Raw genomic sequence first — 25,780 nt, 5'->3', positions numbered from 1 at the left:
CTTCCACTTCACAGAAAGAACTCTTCAAACACCATGAGTGACAACATGTTCAATTGGGAGAAGGACGCCGACGGGGTCGTTGTCCTGACCATGGACGACCCGAACCAGGGCGCCAACACCATGAACGACCTGTTCATGACCTCCTTGCCGACGATCGTCGAGCGCCTCGAAGCCGAGAAGGACGACATCACCGGTGTCGTGCTCACCTCCGCCAAGAAGACCTTCTTCGCCGGCGGCGACCTCAAGGACATGAGCAGCGACCGCGGCTCGCAGTCGAAGGAAGAGATCGCCACCGCGATCACCGAGCGCACCAACGCCATGAAGAAGGTCATGCGGCGCCTCGAGACCCTCGGCAAGCCGGTCGTCTCCGCGATCAACGGTGCCGCGCTCGGCGGTGGCCTGGAGATCGCGCTGCACACCCACTACCGCATCGCAGCCGATGTCAAGGGTGTCCAGATCGGTCTGCCCGAGGCAACTCTCGGCCTGTTGCCCGGTGGCGGTGGCGTGGTCCGTACCGTGCGTCTGCTCGGTATCCAGAATGCGCTGATGGGTGTGCTGCTGCAGGGGCAGCGGTTCAACCCGACCAAGGCCAAGGAGACCGGACTGGTCGACGAGGTCGTCGGCTCCATCGAGGAACTGATCCCGGCCGCCAAGGCATGGATCAAGGAGAATCCGGAAGCCGCGCAGCCGTGGGACAAGAAGGGCTACAAGATCCCGGGTGGTGCTCCCACCAACCCGGCGTTCGCACAGAACCTGCCGGCACTGCCGGCGTTGCTGCGAAAGCAGATCAAGGGCGCCAACATGCCGGCTCCGCGCGCCATCCTGGCCGCCGCCGTCGAAGGTGCCTACGTCGACGTCGACACCGCCGACATCATCGAGACCCGCTACTTCGTCTCGCTGGTGACCGGTCAGGTCGCGCAGAACATGATCAAAGCGTTCTTCTTCGACCTGCAGCACATCAACGGTGGCGGCTCGCGCCCCGAGGGGATCGAGAAGTACACCGCCAAGAAGGTCGGTGTGATCGGCGCAGGCATGATGGGTGCCGCGATCGCCTACGTATCGGCCAAGGCCGGCATGGAGGTCGTGCTCAAGGACATCGACCTCGACGCCGCCAAGAAGGGCAAGGGCTACTCCGAGAAGCTCGAGGAGAAGGCACTCGCCAAGGGCAAGACCACCCAGGAGAAGAGCGACGCGCTGCTCGGCCGGATCCACCCGACCGTCGACGCCGCCGATTTCAAGGGTGTCGACCTGGTCATCGAAGCCGCCTTCGAGTCGGTTGACGTGAAGCACAAGGTCTTCCAGGAGATCGAGGACATCGTCGAGCCGGACGCCATCCTGGGTTCCAACACCTCGACCCTGCCGATCACCAGCCTCGCGCAGGGGGTCAAGCGGCAAGAGGACTTCATCGGCATCCACTTCTTCTCGCCGGTCGACAAGATGCCGCTGGTGGAGATCATCCGCGGTGAGAAGACCTCGGATGAGGTGCTGGCCAAGGTCATCGACTACACGCTGCAGATTCGTAAGACCCCGATCGTGGTCAACGACAGCCGCGGCTTCTTCACCAGCCGCGTGATCGGCACCTTCGTCAACGAGGCCATCGCGGCCGTCGGTGAGGGCGTGGACCCGGTGTTCATCGAGCATGCGGGCAGCCAGGCCGGTTACCCGGCCCCGCCGCTGCAGCTGATGGACGAGCTGACCCTGACCCTGCCGCAGAAGATCCGCAAGGAGACCGAGGCGGCGCTCAAGGCCGAGGGCAAAGAGGTTCCCCAGCACGGCAGCAACGCCGTCGTCGACTGGATGGTCGAGAACGGCCGCACCGCCCGCAAGGACGGCAAGGGCTTCTACGACTACGACGAGAGCGGCAAGCGCACCGGTCTGTGGCCTGGCCTGCGCGAGCAGTTCAACTCGGGCTCCAAGCAGATCCCGTTCGAGGACATGCAGGAGCGCATGCTCTTCGCCGAGGCTCTCGAGACCGTCAAGTGCTTCGACGAGGGTGTCCTGACCTCGGTGCCGGACGCCAACATCGGCTCGATCTTCGGCATCGGCTTCCCGGCGTGGACCGGTGGTGTCATCCAGTACATCAACCAGTACGAGGGCGGGCTGCAGGGCTTCGTCGACCGTGCCAAGGATCTCGCGTCCAAGTACGGCAGCAACTTCGAGCCACCGCAGAGCCTGGTGGACAAGGCAGCTCGTGGTGAGAAGTTTTAGGGGCGAGAAGCTCTGAGCTGACCTCAGCTGACGAAAGGGGCCCCGAGCGGATTCGATCCGGTCGGGGCCCTTTCGATGTGCTGGCTGCCACGATGCATCTGGGTGCGGCGACAAATGCGTTGCGCGATCACGGCCACCGTGGCAGAGTTCTGCGTCGGCATCGGGAGAGCAGTCGAGAGCGGGGTACCGCGATCATGTTCTGCGCGTGTGATTCCCGACGTCTACTGCATGGCAAAGGTTTGACGTCCTCGAGGTTCGAGTCCTCACTCGGCGTCGCCCCCGGGAGCACGGACGTGATCGGTCCAGCGGCCACCGTCGCATGTCGACGACAGGGCCCCACCGATCGGTCCGCCCGCGGGCGGCGTCCCGCCAGGCAGGCCGATCAACAACACCGAATACCGAAGCGACATGTCTTGCAACGCAATGGAAAGGAGGCTCGCCATGTCCATTTTCAACCGTATGTCCGTCGATCCCGGCTGCGTCGTCCTCGAGTATCGGGGCGGCTCGCTGTCGCGAGTCCTCCAGACGGGCAGCTACTCGCCGCGATCAGACGCTCAGTACCGGGTCGTCGACCTGCGTGAGCGGCTCGTACCTGTTGCGCTGCAGGAGGTGTTGACGTCTGACGCCATGTCGGTGCGTGTATCGATGACGCTACGAATGGTCGTCACCGACGCGGTGGCGTTCACTGAGCGTGCCGTTGACCCGATTGCGTCGGTATACCTGGCCACCCAGATTGCGCTTCGTGCGGCGACGGCGTCGGTGAGTGCCGACGACCTGATCCGGCGCGGCGATGCGCTGGACACCGGGGCCATCCGATCGGCCGCGTCGGCGGCGGGAACCGAGGTCGGCCTCCAGGTGCGCGACGTGGTGGTGAAGGACATCGTGGTGCCGGCTGAGGTCCGTGCTGCGGCGCTCGAAGTGATCACCGCGAAGTCGCGCGGTCTGGCGAAGCTGGAGGCGGCGCGTGCGGAGACGGCGGCGCTGCGTTCGCTGGCGAACGCCGGTCGTCTGCTCGACGCGCACCCGGCGCTGGCTCAGTTGCGGCTGATCCAAGCGGTTCCGTATGGGTCGCGGGTCGTGCTGTCGGTTGACGGCGCGGACGTGCCGGCGGCCGCTGAGTAGGTGGGTGGGCGCGTATCGAGGTTGCTTGCGTGGTCTCGATACGCGCCTCGCCTAGCGGCTCGGCGCTACTCGACCGGCGGATTGCGTAGCGGCTCGGCGATACTCGACCGGCGAAAAGAGTTGCGGCTCGGCGCTACTCGACCAGCGGATTGCGTAGCGGCTCGGCGATACTCGACCGGCAGATTGGATGCGGCTCGCTGCTACTTGACCGGCGAGTTGAGCTAGCGCAGCAGGAATGCGCGCACCGCCGACTCGAAAGCCTCCTTGGCCTCGATCATCACCCAGTGCCCGCACTTGGGGAACACGTGCAACTCGGCGTCGGGGATCAGCCGCATCGGCACCATCGCCATGTCGGGTGGGCTGACCCGATCGTCGCGGCCCCACGTCAACAAGGTGGGGCAGGCGACCTTGTGCATCATCGACCAGTAGGGCGGGGTGTCGGAGGCGGCCATGAACTGCTGCTGCATCTCGAACGCCGCCGACCCGTACATCATCTGTGCGGTCTTCTGGGCGTCTGGATGGATCGCGGCCTGCCAGCGTTCTTCGATGAGTTCCTCGGTGACGAGCTCGCGGTCGTAGACCATCGCCGAGAGCCAGCGAACCAGCTTGTCGCGATCCGGGTCGTCGGTGAACTCCTGTAGGAGCTTGAGCCCTTCGCTGGGGCTCGGGCTGAACACGTTGGGTCCGACGCCGCCGATGGTGACCAGTTTCTCCACGCGGTCGGGTTTCTTGATGGCGAGGTTGACGCCGACGACACCTCCCATCGAGTTGCCGATCATCGGTGCGGACTCGACGTCGAGGGCGTCCATGAACCGGATCACCGACGACCCGGCGGTCAGCACCGGATGGCCCTCGACGGGGTCGCTGACGCCGAAGCCGGGGAACTCGATGACGTAGCAGTGATGGGTCTGTGCGAAGAAGCCGAGGTTGCCGCGGTAGTTGCGCCAGCCGGTCACGCCCGGCCCCGAGCCGTGCAGCAACACCAGCGGTGGGGCGGAAGGATCGCCGGCCTCGTGATAGCGGATCGTGCCCTGGTCGGTCGAGAGTTCGCGCTTGGTCGCGTCGTAGGTGACATCCACGAGATCAGGGTAGAACGTGTTCTAGTTTGTTGTCACGGGGGCTTCGTGACGCGACGGGCTCGCACGCCCGCTCGTCGCTCCTCGGCCGGCGGGTGGGGGTGGGGCTCGCACGCTCGCGCGCTGGTACTCCTTGAGCCGGGGGTGCGTGTCCGTCCGGATCACCGGTGGGCCGGGTCGGGTGGATTATCCAATCGACGGCGGCGAGTGGTGATGCTCGCGGACATTCGGGTCGGGGCTCACCGCCCCATCGCGGCCGCGTCCTCTTCCCCGAACTGTTCCTCGAGGGTCTCCGGCGAGTAGTCGAGGTCGATCTCGGCGACGGGCCGGCCGCGCGCGGATTCGATGGCGCTCAGGCGGCGCTGTCCGCGGTCGGCCGCGTAGACGAGAAACTCGTTGTTGTCGAGTCCGAAGGGCTGTTCGTCGAACTGTTCGTTGACCCAGTTGATCATGCCCAGGGCCAGCGGCATGAGTTCTTCCATGCGGCCGGTGACCACATCCCACAGCGAGTCGTCGGCGGCCACGTGGCGTCGGCAGGTGAACGTTCCCCACGCCATGTGTCTGCGTTCGTCGTTGCCGATGAACTTGATGAGCGTCTGCATGCCCGGAAAGATCTGATGCCGCGCACACACCGTCTGCCACGCGTAGTAGCCGGTGAGTGCCAGGCTGCCCTCGATGACGTGGTTGTAGGTGACGCTCGCGCGAACCTGGTTTCGTGGGGAGGGGTCGTTGTCCAAGGCGTGTAGTGAGGCCGGGAGTTCGTCGTAGAACAGTTGTCGGTAGTAGGGGTTGTCGGCGACAAAGGACTGCAGATCCCCGTTCAGGCCGACCGCGTCCATCCACCGCCGGAAGACCTGGGTGTGCTTGGCCTCCTCGAAACAGAACTGGGTCAGGTACATCTCATCGCCGAAGCGGCCTTCGTCGGCCATCGCCTTCATGAACGGCTGGATGTCCTGGGTGACGGCTTCCTCGCCGGCGATGAACTGGCTCACCAGATAGGTTGTGCTGCGTCGTTGCTCGTCGGTGATCTCGGTCCAGTCCTGGGCGTCGCGACCGAAGTCGATGGCGGCCGGATCCCAGAACCGGGCATTGCCTTTGACGAAGAGCCGCAACGGGAACGAGTCCCAGTTGAGGCCTCCGCTGCGCAGTGACGCGAAGTCGGTGCGTCCCTGCGTGGTGTGGTCGGCGAGAGTCATGGAGATCACCAGCTAACTATCGTTCGAATCCGATGAATCGACGCTAGTCGGCGTGGCGGACGGGCGTACTGGTTTCTGTGAACTCTCAGGTCGCTGTTTGGTTTCGGCGCATCGCCAGCGGCGGTCGCCACCGGTCGATCGCCACGCGGAGAATTGCCAAATCCTCAGCGGGACAACGCACTCGGCCACCACACCCGCTTGCCGATGTCCAGCGTCAGGGCCGGCACGAGCAGTGTGCGCACGATGAGCGTGTCCACGAGGACGCCGAAGGCGACGAGGAAGGCGATCTGGGCAAGGAAGAGCAACGGGATCACCGCCAGTGCCGCGAAGGTCGCGGCCAGTACGACGCCCGCCGATGTGATCACACCGCCGGTGGCCGTCAATCCGCGCAACATGCCGTCGCGGGTGCCGTGGGTCAGTGCTTCTTCGCGGACACGCGTCATCAGGAAGATGTTGTAGTCGATGCCGAGGGCGACCAAGAAGACGAACGCGAACAACGGGACCACCGGGTCGGCGCCGGCGAAGTCGAACAGGCCGTTGAACACCAGCGCCCCGACGCCGAGGGTCGCCGCGAACGAGATCACCGTCGTGGCCAGCAGCATGACCGGAGCGGCGATGCTGCGTAGCAGCAGCATGAGCACCACCAGGACCACCACCAGCACGATGGGGATGATCAGGTTGCGGTCGTGGATCGCGGTGGTCCGGGTGTCGAGGTCGATGGCGGTGGTGCCACCCACCAAGGCGTCGGCGTCAGGAATCGGATGCACGGCGTCGCGGATCGCCACCACGGTGTCCTGTGCGGCCAGCGAGTCGGCGGTGTCGGTGAGGGTCGCCTGCACCGCGACCTTTCCGTCGACGACGGTCGGGTTGCCGCCACCCTGCACGAGTTCGGCCGAGGCCACGCCGTCGACGCCGCGGACCGCGTCGAGCACCGCGGTGCCCTGCGGTGCATCGGCGATGATCCAGGTGGGCGAACCGCTGCCGGCGTCGAAATGCTGGGCCTGGATTTCGGCGCCCTCCACCGAATCCACCGATCCGAGGAAGTAATCGGTCTGGGCGACGCCGTCGGCCTTGAATGTCGGGGCGAATGCGGCACCGATGAGTAGCACCACCAGGGTGGCGATCCAGATGGCACGCGGGCGTGTGGCGACGCGGTCGGCGATCGCTGCCCAGAAACGGTGCGTGCTGCTCGGCTCGGAGGAGTCGGTGTGTTTCGGCGCCAACGGCCAGAACGCGGTGCGGCCGAGCAAAGCGAGCGCCGCCGGCAAGAACGTCATCGATGCGACGAATGATGCGGCGATCCCGATCGCGGCGACCGGCCCGAGGCTCTTATTGGAGTTCAGGTCGGAGAACAGCAGGCACAACACCCCGAGAATGACGGTGCCGGCCGACGCACTGACCGGCTCGATGGTGCCGCGCCAGGCGGCGCGGATCGAGGCGTACTTGTCGTCGTTGTGGGTCAGTTCCTCGCGGAACCGGGACACCAGCAGCAGCGCGTAGTCGGTGGCGGCGCCGAAGACCAGGATGAACAGGATGCCCTGGCTCTGGCCGTTGAGTTCCAGGATGTCGCCCGAGGCGAGCAGATACACCAGCCCCGATGCGAGGCCGAGCGCGAAGATCGCGGAGATGATCACCACAAACGGCAGGATCGGGCTGCGGTAGACGACGAACAGGATGAGCATCACCACGACGCCCGCGACCAGCAGCAACAGCCCGTCGATCCCGGCGAATGCCTCGCCGAGGTCGGCGATCTGGCCGGCCGGTCCGGTGACCAGGACCGTCAGTCCCTCTGGTGGTGACGCGAGGGCGTTGCGAAGATCCTCGACATGGTCGGCGGGTTCACCTTCGGCCGCGATAGGGATGAACATCTGCGCTGCCTGACCGTCCTGCGACGGGATCGGCGGCGAGAATTCCGGCCCGAAGCCTTCCGTGCCGGCCAGGGGCGCGGTGGCCGTGGTGAGGAACTCGGTGTCGGCAGGCGTCAGACCGGACGGCCGTTCGGCGATCACGATCGCCGGCACGGTGTCGGAGTCGGTGAAGCCGGCGAGCATGTCGTTGACCTCGGTGGACTCCGCCGACGCGGGGAGGAACGCGCTGTTGTCGTTGGTGGCGACCGAGGAGAGTTTGCCTGCGTAGGGGCCGGTGACGCCTCCGATGACAAGCCAACCGAGGAGAAGGAGCGCGGGGATCAGCCAGCGGAGCCGGGGCGTGGTCGCCATGGCTTCATGTCTACACGTTCGCGATCTCCGCGAGGACGACCAGTCGGACAGGCACCGAGCTAACGCTCGATACACACGCCCAAACTTGAACTGCCACAACGAGAGTAACGATTTCGTATGCGCGGTGATGCATATGAGGCAACGATGTGTACCAGATCGCACAACGCTGTCCAACGAAAGGGGTGCGCGCATGAAGACCAAGGGGGCAATTCTCCGGAATCCGGGTGAGAAGTGGCAGATCGAGGAGTTCGAGCTCGGTGATCCGGTAGCCGGTGAAGTGCAGGTCAAGCTGGTCAGCTCGGGTCTGTGTCACTCCGATCACCACCTGCGGACGGGCGACAGCCCGGCCCCGATGCCGGTGCTCGGTGGCCACGAAGGCGCGGGTGTGGTGACCAAGGTGGGGCCCGGTGTCACCAACCTCAAGGAGGGTGACCACGTGGTCACCGCCTTCATTCCGGCCTGCGGGGTGTGTGATCCGTGCTCACGGGGCGATCAGAACTTCTGCGACGAGGGTGCTCGCCTGTTGACGGGGTTGTCCATCGCCGATGACACCCATCGGGCGCACACCACCGACGGGCAGGGCCTCACTCAGATGTGCCTGTTGGGCACCTTCGCGCCCTACATCACCGTCAACCAGGCGTCCCTCGTCAAAATCGAAGAGGACATTCCCTTGCAGACCGCTGCACTGCTCGGTTGCGGGGTGGCGACCGGGTGGGGGTCGGCGGTGGAGATCGGCGGCACGCATGCCGGCGATATCGTCGTGGTGGTCGGCGTCGGCGGCGTCGGTATCAACTCCGTCCAGGGTGCGGCCGCTGCGGGCGCCCGGATCGTCGCGGCGGTGGACCCCGTGCCCTTCAAGCGCCAAATGGCCGAGAAGATGGGGGCCACCCACACCTTCGAGTCCATGGAAGAGGCGCTACCCGTCCTCGGCGAGATCAGCTGGGGCAAGATGGCCAACACCACCATCCTCACGGTCGGTGAGATCGACGGATCGATGATCCAGCCCGCACTGAGTCTGACCGGTAAGGGTGGTCAGGTCATCGTGACCGGCATGGGCAACTTCTCGTCCATGGACGCCCAGATGAACCTGTTCGAGCTCACGCTGCTGCAGAAGCGGGTGCAGGGTGCCATCTTCGGTGGCGCCAGCCCGCGTACCCAGGTGCCGACACTGCTCAACGAGTACCGCGCCGGCAAGCTGAATCTGAGCGATCTGGTGACCAACACCTACCGACTCGATCAGATCAACGAGGCCTACGACGACATGTTGGAGGGCAACAACATCCGCGGCATGATCGTCTACGGCGACGACGACTACTGAGTTCTTCGATTCCGTAGTACGAACACGCGAAGTTTCGCATGTTCGTACTACGGAATCGCTCAGCGATTCACACGAGCGTTGACCAGCACGTTGAGGAATCGGATGCCCAGGCCGAGGAGGGCGAGGGTGCTCACCATCTGGATCGACACGGCCACTCGCGCCCCCTGTGACACCGCGGAGATGTCGCCGAAGCCGGTGGTGGTGAACACCGTCAGGCAGAAGTAGAGCGCGTCGATCCGGGTGAGCTGGGTGCTCATGCTGCCGTGGGCGTATTCGGAGAACAGGAAATACACGGTGGCGAAGCCGACGATGTAAAACGCCGCGATGGCCACCAGCATCTCCACCGCGGTGGCGACCGGGTACGGCGATCGGATGAAGTGCCGGATCTCCCACGCACAGAAAGCCATCAGGAGAAGTGCGCCGACGATCAGGCCGAGATAGTTGACCGAGCTCTCCTTGTTGATCGGCAATGCGAAGTAGCCGATCAACAGAAGTACCGCGGCGGCGATCGGCCGGATGATCGCCGCCGCGACCTGACGTCGGCCGACGTTTCTGCGTGCGTCGGCGAGGTCCCCCAATTCCTGCGCCACCGGCTCTACCAGATCCGGACGCGCTCGGACTCGTCGAGATAAAGTGCGTCGCCGGGCGTTACATCGAAGGCGCTGTAGAACGCGTCGATGTTGCGGACCACTCCGTTGCAGCGGAACTCCGGCGGTGAGTGTGGGTCGATGGACAGTCGACGGATCGCCTCTGCGTCACGGGTTTTGGTGCGCCAGATCTGCGCCCAGCTGAAGAACACCCGCTGCTCGCCACTGAGTCCGTCGATGACCGGCGGTGTGGTCCCCTCGGTGGCGAGCCGATAGGCGACCAATGCGATCGACAGGCCGCCGAGGTCGCCGATGTTCTCACCAATGGTGAACTCGCCGTTCACCTTGTACTGCTCGTCTAGGCCGACCGGGGTGAACGCGCCGTACTGATCGATCAGTTTGCGTGTGCGGGCTGAGAACTCGGTGCGGTCCTCGTCGGTCCACCAGTCCAGCAGGTTGCCGTCGCCGTCGTACTTCGCGCCCTGATCGTCGAAGCCGTGACCGATCTCGTGGCCGATCACCGCACCGATACCGCCGTAGTTGGCTGCGTCGTCGGCATCCGGATCGAAGAACGGCGGCTGCAGAATGGCTGCCGGGAAGACGATCTCGTTCATCCCGGGGTTGTAGTAAGCGTTCACCGTCTGCGGGGTCATGAACCACTCGTCGTGATCCACCGGCTGCCCGATCTTGGCGAACTCCCGGTCCTGCTCGAAGGACGATGCGCGGGCGACGTTCCCGATCAGGTCACCGCGGTCGACCGTGAGCGCGTCGTAGTCGCGCCAGGTGTTGGGGAACCCGATCTTGGGAGTGAACTTTTCCAACTTGGCCAGCGCCTTTTCGCGGGTCACCGGCGTCATCCACTCGAGTTCGGTGATGTTGCGGCGGTAGGCGGCGACAAGATTGTCGATGAGTTCATCCATCCGGGCCTTCGCCTCGGGCCCGAAGTGCTTGTCGACATACAGTTTTCCGACGGCGAATCCCATCGCGTCCTCGACGAAGCCGACGCCGCGCTTCCAGCGATCTCGGATGGTCTCGGCGCCGGTCAGCGTGCGTCCGTAAAAGTCGAAGTTCTCGTCGACGACGTCACCGGACAGATACGGTGCCGCCGAGTGCAGCAGCCGCCAGGTGAGCCACGTCTTCCACTCGTCCAGGGGACGCGAACCGATCAGCTCGCCCGCACCGGAGACGAACGACGGCTGACCGACCACGACCTCGGCGAACGTCGAATCGCCGGTGGTGCCCAGGCCGCCGAGCCAGGTGGAAACGTCGAACGACCCGGCGGCGTCGGCGAATTCGGCGAAGGCCATCAGGTTGTAGGTCTTCTCCGCATCGCGGCGGCGCACCACGTCCCAGTGATGTTCGGCCAGCGCGGTCTCCAGGTCCAGCACCTGCCGCGCGGCGTCGTCGGCGCCGTCCACGCCGGCCAGCGTGAACATCCGACTTACATGGGCCAGGTAGCTCGCGCGGGTCTCGGCGTGCTTGTCCTCGCGGTAGTAGGACTCGTCGGGCAGGCCTAGCCCGGACTGTACGACGTGGACCAGGTAGCGGTCGGACTGTTTGGCGTCGGTGTCCACGTAGAGGCCGAACAGGCCGCCGACGCCGTGGCGTTGGAGGCGCCCGATGCGCAGGCTGAGGTCGTCGGTCGAGCCGATGGCCGCGATCTTGTCGAGTTCGCCGCGGATCGGCCCGATGCCCAGGGCGTCGATGTGGTCGGTGTCCATGAACGATGCGTAGAGGTCACCGATCTTCTGCGCGTCCGAACCACTCAGCGCGTCGGCATCGGCGCATTCGGTGATGATGTCGCGCACGTTCTCCTCGGCGCGATCGCGTAGCACGTGGAAGGCGCCGTCGAGTGAGCGATCCTCCGGGATCACGTGGCTTTCCAGCCACTTGCCGTTCACGTGGGCGAACAGGTCGTCCTGGACGCGGACGTCGTCGTCCACCCAGCTGAGATCAATACCGGAAACCTGCGAGGTGTCAGTCTGCGAAGCGGTCACCCGTCCATCCTGTCATCGCAACCTCGATTCGTCAGCCTGCTCACCTACGGTGGTGGTATGGGCAACAACACCGAGACCAGCACCTACGACGTCGTCGTGATCGGTGGCGGACCGGTCGGGGAGAACGCCGCCGACTATGCCATCCGCGGCAGTGACCGCACCGCGGTGATCATCGAGCACGAACTCGTCGGCGGTGAGTGCTCCTACTGGGCGTGTATGCCCAGCAAGGGGCTGCTCGGCCCCGGTGCGGCATTGGCGGCCGCGGCCGCGCTGCCGGGTGCACGGGAACGTCTGTCCGGAGTGGCGCCGGAACCGTCGGCGGTACTCGCCCGCCGCGACGCCATCACCGGCGGGCGAGACGACAGCTCCCAAGTGGAGTGGGCGCAGGGCGCGGGGATCGACGTGATCCGCGGGCACGGGCGAATCGTCGGCGAGCGGGTGGTGGCGGTGGGGGATCGCCGCATCCATGCCCGCGAAGCCGTCGTGATCGCGACCGGCAGCACTGCGTCGATCCCACCGATCGACGGGCTGCGCGAGTCGTTGCCGTGGACGTCGCGGGATGCAACCAACCTCGTCGACATCCCGGAACGCATCGTGGTGCTCGGGGGCGGAGTCGTGGCCTGCGAGGCGGCCACCTGGCTGCTGGACCTGGGCGTGCGTGAGCTGACGATGGTGGTGCGCGGCAACCGGCTGCTGCCGAAGAGCGAACCGTTCGTCGGCGAGATGGTCGCCGGCGCGCTCACCGATCGGGGTGTCGACATCCGGTTCGGGACCGAGATCGACCGTGTCGAACGGCGCGATGTTGCAGATACGGGATATGGCCGCCTGCACGGAGGTCCGGCGCGGGTGATGTTGCGGAGCTCCGGCGACATCCTCGACGTCGACGAGATCCTGGTCGCTGCCGGGCGTGCTCCGGCCACCGAGGGCCTCGGGCTCGACGCGATCGATCTGCCCGACAGCGGACCGATCGTGGTCGACGACCATCTGATCGTGTCCGGTCATCCGTGGCTCTATGCCGTCGGTGACGTCAACGGACGGGTGGCGCTGACACATATGGGCAAGTACCAGGCGCGCGTCGCCGGAGACGTGATCGCTGCGCGGGCCGAGGGACGCAACCTCGACAGCTCGCGGTATTCGGCGTTCGCCGATCATTCCGCGGTTCCGCAGGTGGTGTTCACCCGGCCGGAGGTTGCCGCGGTCGGTCTCACCGAGCAGCAGGCACGTGACAGCGGCATCGACGTCACCGTCGCCGACATGGACCTGGCCGTCGCCGGTACGTACTTGCTCGACCCGGATTACTCGGGACACGCCAAACTGGTGATCGACCGAACCCGCGACGTCGTCGTCGGCGCGACCTTCGTCGGAGCGGGCACCGCCGAACTCGTGCATTCGGCGACCGTTGCGGTGGTCGGGGAGGTCACCCTCGATCGGCTGTGGCATGCGGTGCCCTCGTATCCGACGGTCAGCGAGATCTGGTTGCGGCTGCTGGAGTCGCTGCGCTGACGATGCTGTCGGCGAGATTTTGGGTTCCGTCGGCGAGAAACTGGGTTCTGTCGCCGGGGTGGCGGGGGATGCGGTGCCGACTCAGCCCATGAGTTCGCGCAGATCGCGGTCCATCACCCAGATGAGGATCTCCGCGTCACCGGCCGCCGATACTCGCACACCGCCGAGATCGCCGCCGCGGACCGCGTCGCCTTCGGCAAGCAGGTGCTCGCCAACTGTGGGTGATCCCTGGGTGACGAAGACATGGGTGAACCGGCCGCTGGGCAGTTCCACCGAGCTCGTGGCGTCGAGGCGGGCGGCGAATAAGGTGGCCGAGCGATTGGCGATGCGGATCGCCGAATCACGATTCGGATCCCCGGATGCAACCGGGACGAGACCTCCGGCGGTCAGCTCGTTGGAGATGTCGGCGGCGGCATAGGAGGGGGTCAGTCCGAACTCGTCGGGCATCACCCACATCTGTACGAACCGGACGGGTACGGTGCCGGCTTCGGGATGATCCGGCCAGGTGTCGTTGCGCTCCGAGTGCAGCACCCCGGTTCCGGCGCTCATCCGTTGTGCCAGACCGGGATAGACGATGCCCGAGTGGCCCTCCGAATCCTGGTGAACCAGTGCGCCGGACGTGACCCACGTGACGATTTCAGACTCGCGGTGCGCGTGTTGGTCAAAGCCCTGTAACGGAGTGACCACATCATCGTTATTCACCAACAGAGAGCCGTGATTTGTGTTGGATGGATCGTAGTGATCGCCGAAGGAGAAGCTGTGTCGGGACGTGAGCCAGTCGGTGGTGGTGACCGCGCGGTCGGCGGCCGGAATCACGGAGTAGACCATGACCCATTATGTGCCGCGAACGAACGTGTGGTATCGGCCACATCAATTGGGCTGCCTCGGGATCCCCGAGACCCGATCGTGACCCCTCGGATCCCCGAATGGAAGCGGACGGCATCGAAATCCAGTGTGACAAGAGTGAAAATTGAGACTATGAAGATCTGGGTCAAGCGCGCGCCGAAGGTGGCTTGTGCGGCGGCGACCTGCAGCGTCGTGGTGGCGCTCAGCGCGTGTGGAGTGTCGGGTGGGGAGAGCGGCGACGCCGCAGGTGCGGTGGCGCAATTTGCCGCGGCTATGGAACGCCAGGACGCCGGCGGGGCGGCCGAGTTCACCACCGCCCCCGGCCAGGCCGGGGCGGCACTCACCGAGACCCTGCAGTCCATGGATGCCGAGCACATCGACATGGTGGTGCAGAACCCCGTCGAGTACAGCGACGGGACGGCGTCGTTCGGGCTCAAGACCACCTGGCGGTGGGACAAGGACCGCAGCTACGAGACCACCAGTTCGGGAACCGCCCGACACCTGTCGACCGGTTGGAAGATCACCTGGGAGCCGTCGGTGATCCACCCCGGGCTCCCCGTGGGCGGACAATTGCGCGAGATCCGCACCGACGCCACCCCGGCACCGCGGGTGCGCAGCCGGAGCGGTAAGACGTTCATGTACCTGCAGCCGGTCAACGACATCATCCTCGACCCGAACCAGACCGGGGATGTGCGCAGTTCGGTACGGGCACTGGCCCGCACGATCAAGCCGATCGCACCGCTGATCACCTCTCAGGTCATCTCCGAGAAGCTGGCCGAGACCCCCGGCAAACCCATCACCGCGGTGACGTTGCGTGAACCGGACATGCAGGTACTGCAGTCGGACCCGAATGCGGTGCCCGGTGTCGTGGTGCGCAAGGCGGGCATGCTGGTGATGGCCGACCGGCGACTGTCGTCGCCCCTGGAGGCGGGGCTCACCAACTACTGGCAGGCCATCCGTGACGCGACCGCCGGCTGGGAGGTGCAGATGGTGGGCCCGGGCATCAAGCCGCGCAAGTTGGCCGGCGAGCAGGGTCCGCCCGGGCCGGATGTGCAGACCACCGTCGACCAGAGCCTGCAGCTGACCCTCGGCGATGCGGCGGTCGAGGTGGGCCAGCCGGCCACCATCCTGGCGCTCGACGCGGCCACCGGCGCAGTCCTCGGCATGGCCCGCAACAGCTACGCCGTCGACCGGGGCATCAACGCTGACACCGTCTATCCCGTGGGCACCACCCTGAACCCGGTGCTCACCGAAGTGGATCGCACCGCCAATGCCAACCAGGAATCCAGCGACGCCATCATGGACCGGCTGGGACTGGGTGTGCAGTTCACCGTTCCCGGTGCCAGTACGCCGACCAACGACCAGCCCGGAGTGGCCACCGTCGACTTCCGGCCGGACGGGCCGAGCATGTCGATGATGAACATGGGTGCACTCGGGGTGGCGCTGGCGCGGAGTTCGAAGGGCACGATGACCTCGGTGGCTCCGTATGTGATCAAGGGAGTGCCGACGACGGTGGCCGGTGGTCAGCTCGGCGAGCTCGACGCGGCTACCACCGCGCCCATCCTGCGGGCGATGACGACGGTAGCCAAGACCGGCGATGCGAGTGATCTCACCGGAGCGCCCGGCCTGAAGGCGCTGGTGGGTACCAACGGGCCGCAGGGTCCCGGCTGGTTCCTCGGGTTGCAGGGCGGCAAGGTCATCGTCATCTACACCGAGGGCAACACATCGGGGACGGCGGCGCTGCAGGTGGCGCAGAAGTATTTCCGGATCAAGTAGCCCTTCGTGACGCCCTCCGCAAGCTCCGGGCTCCTCAGGGGTCGGTGGGTTTCGCGCGCGCATCGATCATTCGCGCGTGAGGCTGCGCGCGCGGAAGATCAATTGGCGCGCGACGAGGCCGAGCGACGACGCACCACCCCGTAGGCTGCGCGCCATCCCAGGAGGAACACGCCGAGGGTGATGGTGGCGACAACGACGAAACTCGGGGCGACGCCCTGGTGCAGCAGGTAGCGCAAGATCATCGCGACCGCGACGGCGCAGAACCAGATCATCACGCCGGCGGGCACGAGCCGCTCGGGGTGGAAGTCGTGGCCGAACCACTCGCTGGACCGCACGTGGGAGAACACATACGCGATCGACCATCCCGCGGCCGCGCCCACCGCGAACGGCCACAGCGTCTGCAGCACGCCGATGACGGTGAGTCCCTCGTCGTGGCTGGATCGGCCGATCATCACGAACACCGTGATCGCGACGAGATCGATGAGTGCGGTCACCGGCATCGGCAGCGCTCGGGCCCGAGCTGCCCGGGCGTCGGTACCTGCGACAACGGGAGAACTCGACATGGTCCCCTACGGTAGCGGGTCGTCGGGCCGTCGACCATCACCCGGACCGGCATCACGCTCGTCGACCCGTCCGGCCCCCGGCTCCGAGTCCAGGTCGCGATCGAGCTCCTCCTCCAGGGTCTCGCCGGTGCGGAAGGTGCCGCGGAACATGAACAGCACCACCACCCAGCCGATGGCCGCGATCAGGATGTAGCTGATGACGCGATAGACCAGCACGGCGGTGATGGCGTCGGCGGCCGGCATTCCCGCCGAGGTCAGGGCGGGAACCAGCACGGCGTCGACGACACCGATGCCACCGGGCAGCAGCGGAACCGCGGTGCCGACCGCCTTCCCGGCCGCGTAGGCCACCATCAGTCCGGCGATGCTGGGATGCGCGCCGACCGCCCAGCACGCGAACGCGAGGCACGCGACGTCGGCGACCCAGTTGAACATGCTCCAACCGAACGACACCCCGAGGTCACGTTTGGACAGCTGCACCGCACGCAGCTGTTCGAGTGTCTCCATGATGCGGTCGTGCCCGTTGCCCGCGGGTTTGCTGCGGACCTGGTTGATCCAGTCCATCACCCGCAGCAGGGTGCTCTGCAGCGATTCGGGATGGCTGGCCAGATACTGGAAGACCACCGCGACCGCGATGAAGCCGACCACCGAGAAGAACACCGAGAACGGGCTGGTCTTGGCGCCCGCCAGCAATGCGCCGCCGAACCCGAGCACCGCCAGGCCGACGCCGGCGAGCAGACCGGACATCACCACCTGCCACGATGCGACGACCGGTGTGGCGCCCCACTTGCGGGTCTCGCGGTAGACGAAGGCCGGCGACAACACCGGGCCACCCGGCATCGTCTGGCTCACCGCATTGGACGCGAGGATCACCGACAACGACTGCCATTGGCCGACCTTGACGCCGCCCGATCGCAACAGTGCACGTTGGACCTGCGCGTAGCTGTCCATGGACAGCAGGGCGGCGACGATGCTGGCGACGATCCAGACCCAGTCGAGGTCGCCGATGCGGCGCCAGGCCTCCTCGAGGCTGGGCGAGATCAACACGACCTCGACGGCCAGGATGACCACGACGATCGCCAGCAGCACCCACCGCAGCCACCAGAAGCGTGACCGCATGGACACGCTTCCCGTGGCGGGCCCCTCCGACGACATAGCCCACACCATATCCACAGCTACGCTGGTGTCTGTGAGCGATGCCGACACCGTAGATCGATCACCCCGTGCGCAGCGGCCCGCCGACATCGTCACGGTCGATCGTGAGAAGGTGCACCCGCTGGTCCGTGCCACCGCTGAATGGGCATGGCGGTTGCTGGTCATCGCCGGTGCCGCCTACGTCCTGGTGTTGACCTTCAACCAGTTCGAGGAAGTGCTGGTGCCGGTGGCGTTGGCCATTCTCGGTGCGGCGATGCTGGTGCCCGTCGTCGATGCGCTCGACCGGGCGGGCATGCCCAGGTCGCTGGCGGTGCTCTTCGCCATCGTCGTGGTGCTCGGCCTGTTGACGGCGGTCCTGACCTTCGTGGTGCAGGAGTTCATCCGAGGGTTCCCGCAGCTCACCTCCGAGATCACCACGACCATCGACCGCAGCCGTGACTGGCTCGTCGACGGCCCGTTCGGCGTGGACCGCGACCAGGTCCAGAACATCGGCAACGACCTCACCGGCTTCCTGCAGCACAACCAGGCCCAGGTCACCAGCGGCGCACTCGCGACGGCGACCACCGCGACCGAGATCGTCACCGGCGCGCTGCTCGCCTTCTTCCTGCTGATCTTCTTCCTCTACGGTGGCGGCCACATCTGGACGTTCGTCACCAAGGTGATCCCCGTCGATACGCGAGGTCGGGTGCGGGCGGCGGGCGTCGCAGGTTTCGCGACGTTGGTCGGCTACGTGCGGGCCACGGTCGCGGTCGCCTTCGTCGATGCGCTGGGTATCGGCGTGGGGTTGGCCATCCTGCACGTTCCGCTGGCGCTGCCACTGGCTTCGCTGATCTTTTTGGGAGCCTTCATCCCGATCGTCGGCGCGTTGGCGACCGGGACGTTGGCGGTACTGGTGGCGTTGGTGACGCAGGGCTGGATCGCCGCGATCATCGCGCTCGCGATCGTCGTCGGTGTCATGCAGCTGGAAAGTCATGTGCTACAGCCGTTCCTGCTGGGCCGGTCGGTGCGACTGCACCCGGTCGCGGTGGTGTTGGCGATCGCGGCGGGCATCGTCTCCGCCGGCATCATCGGCGGCCTGCTGGCCGTGCCGTTGATCGCGTTCGCCAACACCGCGGTCCGTCACCTGTCGGGCAGCGCGCCGTCGGCGCAACGCCGCGAGGAGCGGGCCGATGAGCCGATGTACTCCGCCTCACCCGACGAACCGAGGTGGGATCGCGTAGACCATCGTGACGCCGAGGACACCGTCCACACCCAGACCGTCGATGAGTTGCGCCCGACGACCACCCTGCCGGCCGAGCACGAGGACTCCGGCGGGTTGACCGACGACGAGTACGCCCGCTCCGACGCCGACGCCGATGACCCGCGACGCCGTGACGACGACACCTGAACCGCTCCACCGACCGAGCCGCGCCACTCAGTTGGCGATGGCCGTCGACACCGATCCGGTGGGGCCGCTGTGGCGGGCCGCGCAGTTGTTCCGGCTGCTCTCGTATATGTACGCCCTGGGTTTTCAGATCGCGATCAACGACGATCTGGCCCACCGCGCGACCGCGTGGGTGCTGTTCGCGGTCTTGACGGCGTGGACGGCAACCAGCGGCATCGCCTACTACGTCGGTTTCGGTCGCAACCGCTACTGGGTGAGTGCCGACGTGGCGGTGGCCTGCGCGATGATGCTGTCCACCTCATATGTGGCCACCGAATCCTGGGCCCTGAACAACCAGAGTTGGCCGACCACGCTGTGGGCCGTCAATGCCGTGATCTCGGTGGCGTTGCTGGCCGGGCCGGTCTGGGGCATCGTGTCGGGGCTGCTCGTCGGCGGCACCAGTGCATTCGTCAAGGGCGCTTTCGACCTCAACTTCGGTCGCAACGCCACGATCATCATCATCGTGGCCACCGGGATGGCCGTCGGACTGGCCGCGGTGATCGCGCGCCGCGCCCAGGCGGTGCTGGCGCAGGCGGCGGGGATCGCCGCGGCGACCGAGGAACGCGAGCGGCTCTCACGCGAGGTGCACGACGGGGTATTGCAGGTCCTCGCGCTCATCGCCCGACGGGGCCGTGAAATCGGCGGTGAGACCGCCGCGCTCGCCGAACTTGCCGGCGAACAGGAGTACGCGCTGCGACGGCTGGTCTCGGGGGCCGCCGAGGAGATCGAGATCGACGGAACCACCGTCGATCTCGCAGCCCGTTTGCGTGCCCTGGCCGCGGACGGTGTCTCGGTCAGTGCTCCGGGAACCGCGGTCGACGTGGAGGCATTCGTGGCCACCGAAATCCGCGCCGCCGTGATCAACGCCCTCGACAACGTCGTCCGGCACGCCGGGTCAGGGGCGCGTGCATTCGTGTTGCTCGAGGATCTCGGTGATCAGCTCGTGGTCAGTATCCGCGACGACGGGGTGGGTATTGAGCCGGGACGCCTCGGGGAAGCGCAACAACAGGGGCGGATGGGGATCTCCACGTCGATCGTCGGGCGCATCGAGTCGCTGGGTGGGACCGCACACCTCGAATGCGCACCCGAGGGCGGCACAGAATGGGAACTGACGATTCCGGTGGACGGGAGGGGTAATGGCGCAACAGATGCCGACCGGGTCGGGTGAGTCGGTGGACGGCGCCGCGACCGCACTGCGGGTGATGGTGGTCGACGATCACCCGATCTGGCGGGAGGGCGTGGCCCGTGACTTGGCCGAGGACGGCTTCGATGTGGTGGCGACCGCCGACGGTGTCGGCACTGCCGTGCGCCGGGCCGGCGCGGTCTCGCCCGACGTGGTGCTGATGGACATGCAGCTGCCCGACGGCACCGGTGCCGAGGCGACCGCAGGTGTGCTCGAGGTGTCGCCGGGCAGTAGGGTCCTGGTGCTCTCCGCGTCGGAGGAGCGTGACGACGTTCTGCAGGCGGTGAAGGCCGGTGCCAGTGGTTATCTGGTGAAAAGTGCGTCGCAGGCAGAGCTGCTGGAAGCGGTCCGGGCGACCGCCGATGGGCAAGCCGTGTTCACGCCGGGGCTGGCCGGATTGATCCTCGGTGAGTACCGGCGGATCTCGGCAACACCCGATCGGGACGACAGCCGTCCCACCCTCACCGACCGGGAGACCGAGGTCCTGCGACTGGTGGCGAAAGGGTTCAGTGCCAAACAGATCGGTACCAGACTGTCGCTGAGTCACCGAACCGTCGAAAACCATGTCCAGGCGACACTGCGAAAGCTCCAGCTCGGAAACCGAGTGGAGCTGACGCGGTATGCGATCGAACAGGGGTTGGATGAATGAGTGCGACGGGCGGGGCGTCCTTCGGTGACCCACACGATGTCGGAGGGGCCCGCACGCTCACTCCGTTCGCGGGCTCCTCAGGGGCCAGAGTCGTTGTTCCGGAAGGCTATTCGGCGGCAGCCAACGGCGCTTCGGTGACCGGGTTGGCGGTGACCTCGGCCTTCGGCTTGTCCTGCGGCACCAGCATCGTCGCGGCCGCCCCGGCCAAGGCGATTGCGGCGAAGATGTAGAACGCCGCACTCGACGAGATGCCTGCGCCGATCAGCAGTCCACCGATCACCGGACCGACGATGCCGCCGAGCCGGCCGAATCCGGCGCACCACGCGACACCGGCGGCACGGGCCGAGGTGGGGTAGAAGTTCGACACGTAGCCGTAGATCAGCACCTGGGTACCGATGGTGCCGGTACCGGCAACGGCGACCGCAGCCAGCAACACCGGCAGCGGGAACCCGAGGGTCAGGCAGATCAGGGCGAATGTGGCCAGGCAGAACGAGGTGGCGACGATGCGCTGCGGGCCGCGACCATCGGCGAGGCGGGCGGCGATGAGGCCGCCGACGATGGCGCCGCCATTGAGGACCAGCAGGAACGACAACGATCCCTTGGCGTTGAAACCGGCCGATTCTATGATCTGCGGCAGCCAGGTGTTGAGGCCGTAGGTCAGCAGCAGTCCGGCGAAGCTCATCGTGCCCAGCAGCAGGGTGGGCAGCGCGAACCGGCGTGAGGCCAGGGCGGCGAAGCCGACCTTGTCCGGCTGCGCGGTGGCCTGTCCGGCGGGCTGCGGGTAGAGGTCGACGGGGATACCGGTGCGGGTGCCGATGGCGCTCGCCTCGTCGAGCCGGCCGCGCGACACCAGCCACTGCGGCGACTCAGGCATCTTGAGCCACGCCAGCGGCAGCAGCGTCACCAGCGGCAACGCGCCGACCCAGAACAGTCCACGCCAGCCGATGTGATCGGCCAACAGCAGTGCCAGAACCGCTGCCAGCACGCCGCCGAACGGGACGCCGCTGTAGACGATGGCGTTGAACAGGTTGCGCTTGGATGTGGGCGCGAACTCCGCGACCAGGGCGCCGACGGTGATGACCAGGCCACCGATGCCGATTCCGGTCAGACACCGGAGAACACCGAAGGTGGCCACGTTGGGAGCCAGTGCGGTGGCTCCCATTCCGATGGAGAACCACACAATGTTCATCAGCATCATCCGGCGGCGGCCGACCCGATCGCCGAAGGTGCCCGCGATGAACGCGCCGATCATCATGCCGATCAGCGCGTAGGAGCCGAGCGCGCCGGCAGTGCCCGGGCTCAGTTCGCCCAGCTGCGATGGGTCGTCGAGCAGGGTGGGTAGGACGGTGCCGTACACGACGAGGTCATAGCCGTCGAAGACAATGGCGATCGCGGCGAGGGTCACCACCCAAAGCACGCTTTTTCGGTGCTCTGGGCTCGTCCAGGTGGTGGGTGCGTTCATGGGCTGCCTCCAAGGTGGGTGTGCTGGGAGACAATCCTGCGTTGATGTGCGGCCGATCACATCAGGTGTTTGGCCAGTCCTGACCAAGGTGACCTTTGATAGCTCAGATCACGTGATTGATAACCGAGCGCATCCGACGCCGCCGAGGTCAGCTTTCCGAGCGGCCGTTGCCTGAGCGGCTGCGGCGAAGCAGTTCCTGCACACTGATCTGCGCGCCGTCGCCGTCGTTGTCGGAGCGGGCGTGCCGGTCGGTGGCCCGTCGGCGCCCCTCGCCACCGTCGGTGGGTTCCGCCGTACCGGGTCGATCCCCATCCGGCTGCCGGCCGGTCAACGGCGGGGTCTCGTTGCTGAGACCACGATCCATCGGTGACCCCCCTGGTCGCTGCGGCCGCGAGGTGCGTCGTTCGCCTTCGGGGCTCAACGACGCCGCCAGCGGACGCTTACCCGTGTTGTCCAGCGCCGGGCGGCGACCGAGAGCCGAATCCGCCGGCGGGGCAGGGGTCGGGCGCTGCGGTCGCGGGGCCGTCGGTGGCGGTGGTGCCGAGGCGGCCGGCGGCGACACGGGGCGGGGCTGCTGTGACCGGGTCGGTGCCGCACCGGGGTGGGCCGTCGGGGCCTGGGTCGGAGCCGACTGGGGGTTACGAGATTGGGGGTTACGAGATTGGGGGTTAGGAGACTGGGCCGACGGAGACTGGGCCGACGGCTCATCGTCGCCGAGGCGGATGCCACCCGCTCCCAGTCGCCAGCTGCCGGTGTCCGGGCCGTCCGACCGCGAACGCCGTGCGCGACTGAATGTGGGTGCGGGACGTGCCGCAGGAGTCGGTCGGCTCGCTGAGCGGTCGCCCGTCGGCGGCGCGGACGGGCCCACGCGTGCGGGCGCCGGTTCGGCCGACGGCCCGGCGACCTGCCCCTCACGCGGTAGTCGGCCACCGGGCACGGCCTGTGGCGCCGCGACGTTCGCCGAACGTCTCGGCGACTGACGATCCGGTGTCGGCCGAGGGGCGGTGCGTGCGGCACCGCGGGCGGCCGCACCCGTCGCTGCGGCGGCCGGAACACCGACGTCGCCGCGCGTCGACCGCGGAGCGGCGCGCATCGTGGAGGTGGGTGCCTCGGCGACGATGGTGCCGGCCGAGCGCATCCGCGAGGCAGCGGCCTGATCGCGCAATTCGTCGGGCTCATCGTCGAGAACCGTCTCGCCGAGCCCGATCTTCTGTTGCATCACCCGCATCCAGCGCGGCGCCCACCAGCAGTCGTCGCCGAGCATCTTCATCACCGACGGCACCAGCAACATGCGGATGATGGTGGCATCGAGGATCAGCGCCGCGATCATGCCGTAGGCGATGTACTTCATCATCACGATCTCGGACAGGCCGAACGCGCCGGTGACCACCACCAGGATCGCCGCCGCCGCGGTGATGATGCGACCGGTGTGGGCAGTGCCCACCCGAACGGCTTCGGTGGTGGTCGCGCCCTTCTGCCTGGCCTCGACCATGCGAGACAACAGGAATATCTCGTAGTCGGTGGACAGACCGAAGATGATCGCGATGATCAGCACCAGCACCGCGGCGAACAGCGGCCCGGGCGTGAAGTTGGCCAGCGCCGCGCCGTGACCGTCGACGAAGATGAACGTCAGGATGCCCAGCGTGGCCCCCAGCCCCAGCGCCGTCATCAGCGCGGCCTTGATCGGCAGCACCAGCGAGCCGAACGCCAGGAACATCAGGAAGCCGGTCACCAGCACCAGCAGGACGGCCATGATCGGCAGCCGTGACATCAGCGCATCGATGGAGTCCTGCGTCAGTGTCGGGGTGCCGGCCACCCACATCGTGAGGCCCTGGGTGTCGATCGCGCGCAGGTCGTCGATGGCGGGCGCGGCGGTGTTGCGGTCCACCAGCCCCGCCGACATCTGGATGATCTGCGGTCCGTTGTCGCCGTACTGGCCGGTCAGCGCCCCGCCGTCGGACGACGGGCTGAACTGTTTGGTGAAGCCGGGGATCTGATTGGCCTCGTCGGCGATCTGCTGGATCTTCTGCCCGCTGGCCGCGTCGTTCGGGTCGTAGGCGACGACCAGCTTGATCTCTTCGGTGCGCTCGGTGGGGAAATACTCGTCGAAGTTCTCCTGCGCCACCCGGTTGGGGTTGTCGGGCGGCAGGTAGGCCTCGCTGATGCCGCCGAACTTGATTCCGCCGAACGGAATGGTGAGCACCAGCAACAGCAGGATCGTGGGGACCGCAGTCGCCACCGGATGCTGCATGACCCAACCGGCCAGTCGGCCCCAGAACCCGTTCTCGACCTCTTCCTTGGTCTTGGTGCGCCGCAGGAACGGCAGACCCAGCGCGTCGATCCGCGGCCCCAGGATGGCCAGGGTGGCCGGCAACACGGTGATCGACAAGATCGCCGCGAGCGTCACCGACGCGATCGCGCCGTAGGCGACCGACTTGAGGAAGCCCTGCGGCATGATCAGCAGACACGCCAGCGCCGCGACGATGATGGTCGCCGAGAACACCACGGTCTGTCCCGACGTCATCACGGTTCGGCGGACCGCGGCCTTCGTCGAATACCCTTCGGCGAGTTCCTCGCGGAATCTGCTGACGATGAACAGGCCGTAGTCGATCGCGATACCGAGGCCGATCAGCGTGACCACCGACTGCGCGAAGATGTTCAGTTCGGTGATCTGGGCGAGGATCTTCATGATGCCCAGCGATCCGGCGATCGTCAGACCGCCGATCAGCACCGGCAGACAGGCTGCGATCACCCCGCCGAAGATGAAGAACAACATGATCGCGACCAACGGCAGGGCGATCACCTCGGCACGGTGGATGTCCTTGTCCATGCCGTCGGCCATACTGCCTGCCACCGGTTGGAGGCCGGCGAGTTCGAACGTGGTGTCCTCGAGGTTGAATCTCGCGCCGATGTCGTCGAAGAACGGTTCGATGACGGTGTAGTTGTTGAGCACCGTGGTGTCGTCGTCACCCTTGACGCCGATACTGATGAACGCGTGGCGGCCGTCGTCGGTGAACGTGCGTTCCCGGATGGTGGCCTGCGCGGCCTGCGAGGTGGACGTCTGATCGCGCAGATAGAACGGGTCGATGATGCCCGGATCCTCGCGGTTGACGATGTCGCCGTGCTGCGCGATGAGGTCATCGACGAAGTTCTCCACCTTTGCGCCGAACTCAGGGTCGTCGACGGAGGTGCCCTCTGGTGGCGTGATCAGCAGGATGACGTCGGACCGGTGATCGCGGCCCAGCGCGGTGTCGGCGACCACCGATCCCTTCACCGACTCCGAGGTGGGATCGAACCAGCCGCTCTGGCTGAGGTACTTACCGAGGTCGAGACCGTAGAGGCCCAGACCGCCCATCAGGGCGATCAGAACCGCGATCACGGCGAAGCGCATTCGAAAGACGAATGTGCCGATGGCTCCGAACACGCCTCGTTCCTTTCTCGGTCGTACCTGGCGGATGAAGTGCTGCGCGCGGGAAGTTCTTCAGGCGGGATTGTGGCAA

Annotated in this window: 18 protein-coding genes; 8 read left to right on the top strand and 10 right to left on the bottom strand. The window is 66.5% G+C overall.

Translation table 11 applies throughout. From position 1 onward, the window contains the following. Positions 1-33: 33 nt before the first annotated feature. On the top strand, positions 34-2,208 hold the full coding sequence (locus ACIGKQ_RS06280; protein WP_396572773.1) for a 3-hydroxyacyl-CoA dehydrogenase NAD-binding domain-containing protein: 2,175 nt from the start codon (positions 34-36) through the stop codon (positions 2,206-2,208). A 441-nt stretch (positions 2,209-2,649) separates the two neighbouring features. Then, positions 2,650-3,330 (top strand): slipin family protein, encoded by a 681-nt coding sequence (locus ACIGKQ_RS06275; RefSeq protein WP_266060760.1) that lies wholly within the window; start codon positions 2,650-2,652, stop codon positions 3,328-3,330. Between the two features lie 221 nt (positions 3,331-3,551). Here the strand turns inward: ACIGKQ_RS06275 and ACIGKQ_RS06270 are convergent, their stop codons facing one another. From ACIGKQ_RS06270 to ACIGKQ_RS06260, 3 genes are all read right to left on the bottom strand, one after another. Then, a complete protein-coding gene (locus tag ACIGKQ_RS06270) occupies positions 3,552-4,409 on the bottom strand; it encodes an alpha/beta fold hydrolase (RefSeq protein ID WP_266060761.1) in 858 nt (285 codons plus the stop codon). A 236-nt stretch (positions 4,410-4,645) separates the two neighbouring features. Beyond that, positions 4,646-5,602 carry a R2-like ligand-binding oxidase gene (locus ACIGKQ_RS06265; RefSeq protein ID WP_266060895.1) on the bottom strand — a complete coding sequence of 319 codons (957 nt, stop codon included), beginning with the start codon at positions 5,600-5,602 and terminating at the stop codon, positions 4,646-4,648. Positions 5,603-5,766: 164 nt separating this feature from the next. Further along, positions 5,767-7,821, bottom strand: a complete 2,055-nt coding sequence (locus ACIGKQ_RS06260; RefSeq protein ID WP_396572770.1) for an MMPL family transporter — start codon at positions 7,819-7,821, stop codon at positions 5,767-5,769. A gap of 190 nt (positions 7,822-8,011) precedes the next feature. Here ACIGKQ_RS06260 and ACIGKQ_RS06255 point away from each other — a divergent pair, with 190 nt between their 5' ends. Continuing rightward, positions 8,012-9,139 (top strand): NDMA-dependent alcohol dehydrogenase, encoded by a 1,128-nt coding sequence (locus ACIGKQ_RS06255; RefSeq protein ID WP_160902038.1) that lies wholly within the window; start codon positions 8,012-8,014, stop codon positions 9,137-9,139. 59 nt (positions 9,140-9,198) lie between these two features. Here the strand turns inward: ACIGKQ_RS06255 and ACIGKQ_RS06250 are convergent, their stop codons facing one another. After that, on the bottom strand, positions 9,199-9,717 hold the full coding sequence (locus ACIGKQ_RS06250; protein WP_268900060.1) for a potassium channel family protein: 519 nt from the start codon (positions 9,715-9,717) through the stop codon (positions 9,199-9,201). 17 nt (positions 9,718-9,734) lie between these two features. Further along, complete coding sequence (locus ACIGKQ_RS06245) at positions 9,735-11,723, bottom strand: M13 family metallopeptidase (RefSeq protein ID WP_396572768.1); 1,989 nt, start codon at positions 11,721-11,723, stop codon at positions 9,735-9,737. 57 nt (positions 11,724-11,780) lie between these two features. On the opposite strand from ACIGKQ_RS06245, the gene ACIGKQ_RS06240 reads away from it, so the two are divergent. Further along, on the top strand, positions 11,781-13,226 hold the full coding sequence (locus ACIGKQ_RS06240; protein WP_396572766.1) for a dihydrolipoyl dehydrogenase family protein: 1,446 nt from the start codon (positions 11,781-11,783) through the stop codon (positions 13,224-13,226). An 81-nt stretch (positions 13,227-13,307) separates the two neighbouring features. On the opposite strand, the gene ACIGKQ_RS06235 is transcribed toward ACIGKQ_RS06240, so the two are convergent. Then, complete coding sequence (locus tag ACIGKQ_RS06235) at positions 13,308-14,054, bottom strand: pirin family protein (RefSeq protein WP_396572765.1); 747 nt, start codon at positions 14,052-14,054, stop codon at positions 13,308-13,310. A 150-nt stretch (positions 14,055-14,204) separates the two neighbouring features. Here ACIGKQ_RS06235 and ACIGKQ_RS06230 point away from each other — a divergent pair, with 150 nt between their 5' ends. Continuing rightward, a complete protein-coding gene (locus ACIGKQ_RS06230) occupies positions 14,205-15,848 on the top strand; it encodes an NTF2-like N-terminal transpeptidase domain-containing protein (RefSeq protein WP_235723034.1) in 1,644 nt (547 codons plus the stop codon). A gap of 98 nt (positions 15,849-15,946) precedes the next feature. On the opposite strand, the gene ACIGKQ_RS06225 is transcribed toward ACIGKQ_RS06230, so the two are convergent. Then, on the bottom strand, positions 15,947-16,411 hold the full coding sequence (locus ACIGKQ_RS06225) for a DUF3054 domain-containing protein (RefSeq protein WP_372474978.1): 465 nt from the start codon (positions 16,409-16,411) through the stop codon (positions 15,947-15,949). A 6-nt stretch (positions 16,412-16,417) separates the two neighbouring features. Next, positions 16,418-17,563: a YbhN family protein gene (locus tag ACIGKQ_RS06220; RefSeq protein ID WP_328714732.1), complete on the bottom strand. Its 1,146-nt coding sequence runs from the start codon at positions 17,561-17,563 to the stop codon at positions 16,418-16,420. Positions 17,564-17,597: 34 nt separating this feature from the next. Between ACIGKQ_RS06220 and ACIGKQ_RS06215 the strand changes: the two genes are divergently transcribed. The 3 genes from ACIGKQ_RS06215 to ACIGKQ_RS06205 are packed head-to-tail and all read left to right on the top strand — an operon-like array spanning position 17,598 to position 20,818. Continuing rightward, a complete protein-coding gene (locus ACIGKQ_RS06215; protein ID WP_328714734.1) occupies positions 17,598-18,950 on the top strand; it encodes an AI-2E family transporter in 1,353 nt (450 codons plus the stop codon). Then, positions 18,919-20,154 carry a MacS family sensor histidine kinase gene (gene macS, locus ACIGKQ_RS06210; RefSeq protein WP_396572763.1) on the top strand — a complete coding sequence of 412 codons (1,236 nt, stop codon included), beginning with the start codon at positions 18,919-18,921 and terminating at the stop codon, positions 20,152-20,154. The genes ACIGKQ_RS06215 and macS overlap by 32 nt, the downstream gene beginning before the upstream one ends. Beyond that, positions 20,123-20,818: a response regulator transcription factor gene (locus ACIGKQ_RS06205; RefSeq protein ID WP_287015172.1), complete on the top strand. Its 696-nt coding sequence runs from the start codon at positions 20,123-20,125 to the stop codon at positions 20,816-20,818. Before macS ends, ACIGKQ_RS06205 begins: the two co-directional genes overlap by 32 nt. 106 nt (positions 20,819-20,924) lie before the next feature. Here ACIGKQ_RS06205 and ACIGKQ_RS06200 read toward each other — a convergent pair whose 3' ends face one another. Both ACIGKQ_RS06200 and ACIGKQ_RS06195 read right to left on the bottom strand, forming a co-directional pair. Beyond that, positions 20,925-22,280, bottom strand: a complete 1,356-nt coding sequence (locus ACIGKQ_RS06200; protein WP_396572761.1) for an MFS transporter — start codon at positions 22,278-22,280, stop codon at positions 20,925-20,927. A 148-nt stretch (positions 22,281-22,428) separates the two neighbouring features. After that, positions 22,429-25,704: an MMPL family transporter gene (locus ACIGKQ_RS06195; RefSeq protein ID WP_396572759.1), complete on the bottom strand. Its 3,276-nt coding sequence runs from the start codon at positions 25,702-25,704 to the stop codon at positions 22,429-22,431. Positions 25,705-25,780: the final 76 nt, after the last annotated feature.

This window comes from Gordonia sp. NPDC062954 (assembly GCF_044543825.1).
Taxonomy (GTDB): domain Bacteria; phylum Actinomycetota; class Actinomycetes; order Mycobacteriales; family Mycobacteriaceae; genus Gordonia; species Gordonia tangerina.
This window is presented reverse-complemented; position numbering and strand designations above follow the sequence as displayed.